The sequence below is a fragment of the Argonema antarcticum A004/B2 genome (assembly GCF_023333585.1).
GTDB lineage: Bacteria > Cyanobacteriota > Cyanobacteriia > Cyanobacteriales > Aerosakkonemataceae > Argonema > Argonema antarcticum.
Map to the genome: position 1 here is coordinate 1 of NZ_JAIQZN010000184.1, position 6,271 is coordinate 6,271.

9 protein-coding genes and 1 pseudogene are annotated in these 6,271 nt (G+C 45.6%); 8 read left to right on the forward strand and 2 right to left on the reverse strand.

The genetic code is table 11. From position 1 onward, the window contains the following. The 5 genes and pseudogenes from LAY57_RS34745 to LAY57_RS34765 all read left to right on the forward strand — a co-directional run. A pseudogene (locus tag LAY57_RS34745) lies at positions 1–592 on the forward strand (hypothetical protein); the annotation flags it as partial. Positions 593–631: 39 nt separating this feature from the next. Beyond that, complete coding sequence (locus tag LAY57_RS34750) at positions 632–946, forward strand: element excision factor XisH family protein (protein ID WP_249071908.1); 315 nt, start codon at positions 632–634, stop codon at positions 944–946. 23 nt (positions 947–969) lie between these two features. After that, positions 970–1,152 carry a PDDEXK family nuclease gene (locus LAY57_RS34755; RefSeq protein WP_249071910.1) on the forward strand — a complete coding sequence of 61 codons (183 nt, stop codon included), beginning with the start codon at positions 970–972 and terminating at the stop codon, positions 1,150–1,152. Beyond that, positions 1,140–1,520: a XisI protein gene (locus LAY57_RS34760; RefSeq protein ID WP_249071912.1), complete on the forward strand. Its 381-nt coding sequence runs from the start codon at positions 1,140–1,142 to the stop codon at positions 1,518–1,520. Before LAY57_RS34755 ends, LAY57_RS34760 begins: the two co-directional genes overlap by 13 nt. Before the next feature lie 191 nt (positions 1,521–1,711). After that, entirely contained in the window at positions 1,712–2,143 is a 432-nt protein-coding gene (locus tag LAY57_RS34765; protein ID WP_249071914.1) for a hypothetical protein, read from the forward strand. Between the two features lie 34 nt (positions 2,144–2,177). Here LAY57_RS34765 and LAY57_RS34770 read toward each other — a convergent pair whose 3' ends face one another. Next, positions 2,178–2,540 carry a MerR family DNA-binding transcriptional regulator gene (locus LAY57_RS34770; RefSeq protein WP_249071915.1) on the reverse strand — a complete coding sequence of 121 codons (363 nt, stop codon included), beginning with the start codon at positions 2,538–2,540 and terminating at the stop codon, positions 2,178–2,180. A 59-nt stretch (positions 2,541–2,599) separates the two neighbouring features. Continuing rightward, positions 2,600–4,153 (reverse strand): carotenoid isomerase, encoded by a 1,554-nt coding sequence (crtH, locus tag LAY57_RS34775; RefSeq protein ID WP_249071918.1) that lies wholly within the window; start codon positions 4,151–4,153, stop codon positions 2,600–2,602. A 419-nt stretch (positions 4,154–4,572) separates the two neighbouring features. On the opposite strand from crtH, the gene upp reads away from it, so the two are divergent. The 3 genes from upp (at position 4,573) to LAY57_RS34790 (ending at position 6,169) form a co-directional block, all read left to right on the forward strand. Continuing rightward, complete coding sequence (upp, locus tag LAY57_RS34780) at positions 4,573–5,223, forward strand: uracil phosphoribosyltransferase (RefSeq protein WP_249071919.1); 651 nt, start codon at positions 4,573–4,575, stop codon at positions 5,221–5,223. Positions 5,224–5,397: 174 nt separating this feature from the next. Further along, positions 5,398–5,745, forward strand: coding sequence for a ssl2009 family thylakoid membrane protein (locus LAY57_RS34785; protein ID WP_249071922.1), 348 nt, complete (start codon positions 5,398–5,400; stop codon positions 5,743–5,745). A 136-nt stretch (positions 5,746–5,881) separates the two neighbouring features. Continuing rightward, positions 5,882–6,169 (forward strand): YggT family protein, encoded by a 288-nt coding sequence (locus LAY57_RS34790; protein ID WP_249071924.1) that lies wholly within the window; start codon positions 5,882–5,884, stop codon positions 6,167–6,169. The last annotated feature ends 102 nt before the right edge of the window (positions 6,170–6,271 follow it).

Sequence of the window (6,271 nt, forward strand, 5' to 3'; positions counted from 1 at the left end):
GGGGGACAAGGGGGACAAGGGGGACAAGGCCCAGAAGAAAAGCTTTTCGTTTCAACCAACTACTTATGACCACACCCGTAAGGATTGGAGCCAGACTGTCGCGGTAATCTTAGGCTGTGGTGGGGCTGCAAGGGCTGTGGTGGCAGGTTGTGCCGAGTTGGGCGTCCGGGAGATAAAAGTTGTCGGTCGCAGTCCGCAGAGGTTAAACGATTTCTTGGATAGCTGGCTGAATTTGCGTTTACCTGTGAGGCTTAGCGTCCATAATTGGCAAGAATTACCAAATTTGATATCGCAAGCAGATTTATTGGTAAATACGACGCCTGTGGGGATGTATCCTCGCGTTGATGAGTCTCCCTTGAGTGCGGATGAGATGGCGAAATTGCCAAAGGGTGCGATCGTATATGATTTAATCTACACTCCCAACCCAACTTTATTTCTAAAATTAGCTAAAGAACAGGGTGCGGATGCGATCGATGGTTTAGAAATGCTGGTACAACAGGGTGCAGCTGCATTGCAGATTTGGTTGCAGCAGCCTGTACCAGTTGATGTTATGCGTCAATCTTTGCGACAGCATTTAGGTCTTTCGGACTAAAGCTAAAATTAAAGATGGGGCGGTAAAAAAGGAGTAAAAGTGTCAGCAAAAGACTTTTATCATCAAACGGTGAAACAGGCACTTGTGAAAGCTGGCTGGACAATTACTCACGACCCATTCCCATTAAAATGGGCTAAGCGAAATTTATCTGTAGATCTTGGTGCCGAACAGTTAATTGCTGCTGAGCAACAGGAGCGGAAGATAGCAGTCGAAGTTAAAAGTTTTCTTAGGGAGTCTAGAATTGCAGATTTAGAGCAGGCTTTGGGTCAATACATTCTCTATAACGATATTTTACAACGAAACGAACCTGAAAGAGAACTATATCTAGCAATTCCTAAGCTGAAACGCACCTAATTCACATATCCTGGATGGCAGGAATGCCTACCCGACAAGAGATAGGCTTTTTTGAGTTATACAGTTTAAATGCGGAGCAGCTTATCAGTCCTTTTGAGAATCTATTTGAAGGAGATAAGTTTGGCGATATTTTGTTGGAGAATAAGCGTCTTAAACTACTGATTTTTAATCCCCAAGCGGAGGAGATTATCAAATGGATATCATAGAAGATTACCGCAAGCTTGTTAAGCAGCTGCTGAATAAATATGCAAGTTTTTTCAACTCTGACAATGAGGTAAAAACTCAAACAATTTTCGATTTAGAGAACGATCGCTACATACTACTTTCTATAGGGTGGTTGGGGGGACGACGAGTTCACCATTGCATCATGCACATTGATATTATTGACTTTCAGGTATGGATTCAAGAAAATAATACCGATCGCCTGATTGCCGAGGAGTTAGTAGCAGCAGGAATTTCTCCAAAGTCAATTATTCTAGGACTTCAGCCGCCGGAAGTAAGAGCTTATACCAGCTATGGCGTCCCTGATTTGGCGCTATCTCAACCATTTTACAGCAATTTGGCACATCCTTAGTGGTACAGTCGCGATCGCTTTTCCCCTTCTCGTCTACCTGAATAACCTTGCAAGGAAACCATTCCTGGCGAGAAGGGCCATTTTCTTGCACCCATTACCACAAGCTACTTCGACACTTCAATGCGATCGCCTAAGATCGAGGTAAGCTGAGGTTTAAAGTGCCTGTTAATAATTAATTTTTGGTCTAATTTATGCGGTTTCGAGCCTTCAAAGTCTTCCTGATCTCCTGTCTGATCGGCATTCTCAGTTGGGTGCTGACTCCACCCGCTTGGGCATTGACGCAAATTCAACTATCCGACCTTTCCTATAAAGAGTGTCCGGCGGAACTAGGACAAGGATCTGTTGCTAGCGGTACTGCAAAAGCTGCCAATTGCTTTCTGATCATCGGCAAAGCCAACAATACCTCTGGCAAATATGTCTACAACGCCGATATTTTCGGTCGCATCTACGATGCCAATGACAATTCTGTCATGCAAAACCGTACTCGTCTGGGTGCTATTGATGAGGTGCCACCTGGAGTCAGCGATTTTGAACTCAGAATTACTGTATCCGCTAATCAGCCAACGCCTTTGAAGCTAAAACAGTTCAAAGCTGCTGGTTTTACTGGCCTAGTTCGTCGTTGACAAAAAACAAAGTTTGTAGTAAAGACTTTAGTCCTTAGAGAGTGAGGGCTGAAGTTTTTACTACAAAATTGCGATATTTTTTCTGTAAATAGGTATTCCATTTAGACTGAGCAAACTGACTCTCAAGTTTTAATAAGTGATTGACTGTCTCAATAGTAGCGTTATAAGAAAGAGCTGCCAAATCAGCTAGAAATAACTCAAAGCTGGTCAATCCTAATGGGGTTAGCTCGTCTATTGGTGTTGGTAAACCCTTGCAGTAAGTGAGAGTAGTCATAGCTTTAAAGCTACCTCCCGCAGTCCGAGTTGATTTAATTTTACCATCAAGCTGCCATCGGTGTAGCGTTTTGACCGTTACACCTAATAGTAAGGCGGCTTCTTGGGGAGTTAAACTAGACATGATGTCATATTATCACATCTATTGTCTAGTTTGAGGGGGTTTTGTCAAGATTTTGGCGGTCAGCTAACTAACCCCAAATCTACTGCCACGCGATGGGCGCAGGCAAACCCCGAAAACGCCACCGCATTTAAACCCTGACCCGGAAAAGTACTATCCCCCACACAATATAAACCGGGAATAGATGTGCGGTTAAACGGCATCCCCAACAAACCTGGCAACTTGCGGCGAGGAATTGGCCCATAGCTGCCATCATCGCGGCCCAAAAAACGTCGATGCGTCCGAGGCGTCCCCACCTCTATATAATCCAATCCCGCATCTAAACCGGGAAAAATTTTCTCCAACCGCTCAATAATACGTCCAGCTGCCTTTTCCTTTTTTTCCTCGTAATCTTTAGCAGACATTCCTTGCCAATCATCAATCCAGCTTGGGGTGAAGACGTGCATGATGTGATAACCTTCTGGTGCCAAATCTGGGTCAAGCAGCGTCGGAATCGAGACAAAGATAGTGGCTTCTGGTACTTCCATCTTGTCCCATTCTTCCAGCAGAATATGGTGACACTCGGTTCCCCAGGGCAATACATCTGCTTCGACGCCTAAATGCAAGCTCAGAAAACTGGGGGATTTTTGATAACGTTGCTGCCATTTTTTTTCATCAGCGGGCATTTCCTCAGATGGAAGTAATTTTTCAAAGGTATCCCACCGAGTTGCATTGGAAACAATGCGTTTAGCCCGATAAACTTCGCCTGTGGCAAGCTGTACGCCCACGGCTCGTCCATTTTCGGTCAAAATATTGGTTACTTTGGCTTTGTACTGAATTTGACCGCCAGCTTTTTCCAGCCCTTCCACTAGCTTTTGGGCGATTTGACCGACACCGCCTTTGGGGTAGTTGATTCCGCCGTAATGTCGATCGGAAAAAACCATCCCAGCATTAATCATTGGTGTCATATCTGCTGGCACAACCGACCAGCAGTAACATTCGATATCAATAAATTTCAGCAGAATAGGATCTTTGATATATCGGCGGGCTATGTCGCCGACATTTAGGGGCAAGTACTTTACCAAACCCAAACAAGCTAACGGATGCTGGAAAAACACTCTTGTCAGATACCGGAGTTCTTCCAAGGAAAGCAAATCCATCGCGTTCAGGCAGTTGAAGACTTTCCAGCACTCGTCGTAAAATCGGCGAATTCCTTCTCGTTCTTGTGGAAAATATGCGATTAGTTCTTGCAAAAATTTCTCATAGTCTCGATGAACTTTCAGATCTAAACCACCTGGGAGGTGGTAGTGAATCTGCACTGCATCGGGAATGGTTTCTAAGCTGACATTCACCGCTTGGAGGGCGCGGGTGAGGAGATTGGTGGTGCCTTGAGTACCAAACCCAAATATCATCGACGCCCCTACATCGAACCGATAACCCGATCGCTCGAAGTACCCAGCACTTCCTCCAGGTATAACGTAGCTCTCTAGCACCAGCACAGATGCCCGCTTCGCGGCTAACTGGGTGGCGGTCACCAACCCTCCAATACCCGATCCGATGATAATAACGTCAAAATCGGGGGCGGTTGAACTGGCACCAGAGGAGGATAACTGATTAATTATGGAAACAGAAGGCATGGGGTCAGTAATTTAGAGTAATTTCCTGGTTTTACAGTTTACCGCTTCCCCTTGTTTCTAGCTGCTAGCTCAATATAGCAAAGTGCTTCGGCTTTAGTACAAACACATTCCTCGTCTTGCTTTGAGCGTTTAATACTGTCCTAACCGATGTGACTGTGGCTATATACCTAAAAAAAAAGTACGGACTCTATCTGCTGCTGCTGACCGAGCCCGTCTGCCGTTCCTCAAAGAGGAGAACACGAGAGAGGAGAACACTAAAAGCTAATATAGCCTTATTGAAAACTAATGTCAATACAATCAGGAAAAATTATCAACAAGTTTTTTGCCCTCTCTGTAACAAACCAGAAGGCAGTATGATGAATCATGGCTTTTGAACCAGCATCCAAACAGCAATCTAAAATCTAAAATCTAAAATCCGTATGACTCTCCAGTTGCGCGTCTATGTTCCGCCCCACCCTTTAATTCAGCACTGGCTGGGCATTGCCCGCGACGCTCAGACACCATCAGTGCTGTTCAAGACGGCTATGACGGAGCTGGGACGGTGGCTGACTTATGAAGCGGTGCGAGAGTGGTTGCCTACTGTGGAGACAACAGTGCAGACGCCTTTGGCTGAGTGTCCGGCCACCTTCGTCGATCCAGAAGCTCCTCTGGTGGTAGTCCCGATTTTGCGGGCGGGACTGGCGCTGCTGGAAGGGGCGCAGACTGTATTGCCTTTGGCGTCTACTTATCATCTTGGCTTGGTGCGGGATGAAAAGACGTTAGAACCCAGTTGCTATTTGAATAAATTGCCAACACAGTTTAAAGAGCAAACGCGGGTGTTAATCGCCGATCCGATGCTGGCGACTGGTGGATCGATTATGGCTGCGATGGCCGAATTGACTTCTCGCGGTATTGAGCCTGAGTTGGTGCGGATTATTTCGGTAGTGGCGGCTCCCCCAGCGTTGCAAAGATTGAGCGTTACCTATCCGGGATTGAATGTTTACACGGCTACGATAGATGAAGGTTTAAACAGTCTCGGTTACATTGTGCCTGGGTTAGGGGATGCAGGCGATCGCGCTTTTGGCACTTAAACTAGGGGCTAGGGGCTAGGGAGTAAAGATAAATTATTTATTCTCTGCTACACAGGTGCAGGTGCCTTCGTTCCTATTCTCCATCCTTTGTTATAGGCAGTTGAGACCCCCAGCAGGTAAGCTGAAGAAAGTCCTACCAAAGAATTAATCGAAAATCGAAAATCGAAAATTGATATGAGTCAGCGTGACGGTTTTGCAGCAGGATTTTTGGCTGGGTCGTTGGTTGGTGGCCTAGTCGGCGGGGTGCTGGGGGCACTGCTAGCTTCTCGCATTAATAACGAAACCTCGGAGGTAGAAGCACCTCTTGTGAATGCCGATGCCTCAGAACCAAAATTTGAGAAAAGCAAGAAGCGTCAACTGGAAACCGCGTCCGAGCAAAGAATTGAAATTGCTCGCCGGAGTCTGGAAGATAAAATTGCCCAATTGAACCAAACAATTGACGAAGTGCGCCAGCAGCTTGGTAATGTGAATGGGAATGCTTCTACTCTTAGTAGCGATCGGTCTGGAACCAAAGATGCCTAAAACTGGCCACTCCGGGTCTTAATGCTGGATGCTCGAACCCCAAGCACTAAGGAAGCGATCCGAAATGCGCTGATATCAGTTAAATTAAAGTCAAGTCCAAATTACCCTTGAAATTACGCAAAAAGCTTCAAAACTCATGGATTCCTCAGTCGCACTACTTATCCAGACTCTTGCTACGTTTGTAAATATCTATGTTGTTCTGCTGATTATTAGGATTCTGTTGAGCTGGTTTCCTAATATCAACTGGTACGATCCACCTTTTTCTATCCTGAGTCAGCTGACCGATCCTTACCTGAATATCTTCCGTTCTTTCATCCCTCCTCTGGGTGGCATTGACTTTTCCGCTATTTTGGCTATATTTCTACTCCAGTTTATCGGGCAGCTTCTCACTAGCCTAAAAGTATCAGCGATGTATATATATTAAGCCCGATCGGGGTTGTGAGGAAGATTAGTGCAGGATGGCGGAAATAACTCACCACTAAAAATTGCCAATGATTGCTCTGGAAATCTTGATTTTTACCACTGA

Bases quoted from the DNA above. Each gene is read 5' to 3' on its own strand.
- LAY57_RS34755 (WP_249071910.1), top strand. From the start codon at position 970: ATGCCTACCCGACAAGAGATAGGCTTTTTTGAGTTATACAGTTTAAAT.
- LAY57_RS34760 (WP_249071912.1), top strand. From the start codon at position 1,140: ATGGATATCATAGAAGATTACCGCAAGCTTGTTAAGCAGCTGCTGAAT.
- LAY57_RS34765 (WP_249071914.1), top strand. From the start codon at position 1,712: ATGCGGTTTCGAGCCTTCAAAGTCTTCCTGATCTCCTGTCTGATCGGC.
- LAY57_RS34770 (WP_249071915.1), bottom strand. From the start codon at position 2,540: ATGTCTAGTTTAACTCCCCAAGAAGCCGCCTTACTATTAGGTGTAACG.
- crtH (WP_249071918.1), bottom strand. From the start codon at position 4,153: ATGCCTTCTGTTTCCATAATTAATCAGTTATCCTCCTCTGGTGCCAGT.
- upp (WP_249071919.1), top strand. From the start codon at position 4,573: ATGACTCTCCAGTTGCGCGTCTATGTTCCGCCCCACCCTTTAATTCAG.
- LAY57_RS34785 (WP_249071922.1), top strand. From the start codon at position 5,398: ATGAGTCAGCGTGACGGTTTTGCAGCAGGATTTTTGGCTGGGTCGTTG.
- LAY57_RS34790 (WP_249071924.1), top strand. From the start codon at position 5,882: ATGGATTCCTCAGTCGCACTACTTATCCAGACTCTTGCTACGTTTGTA.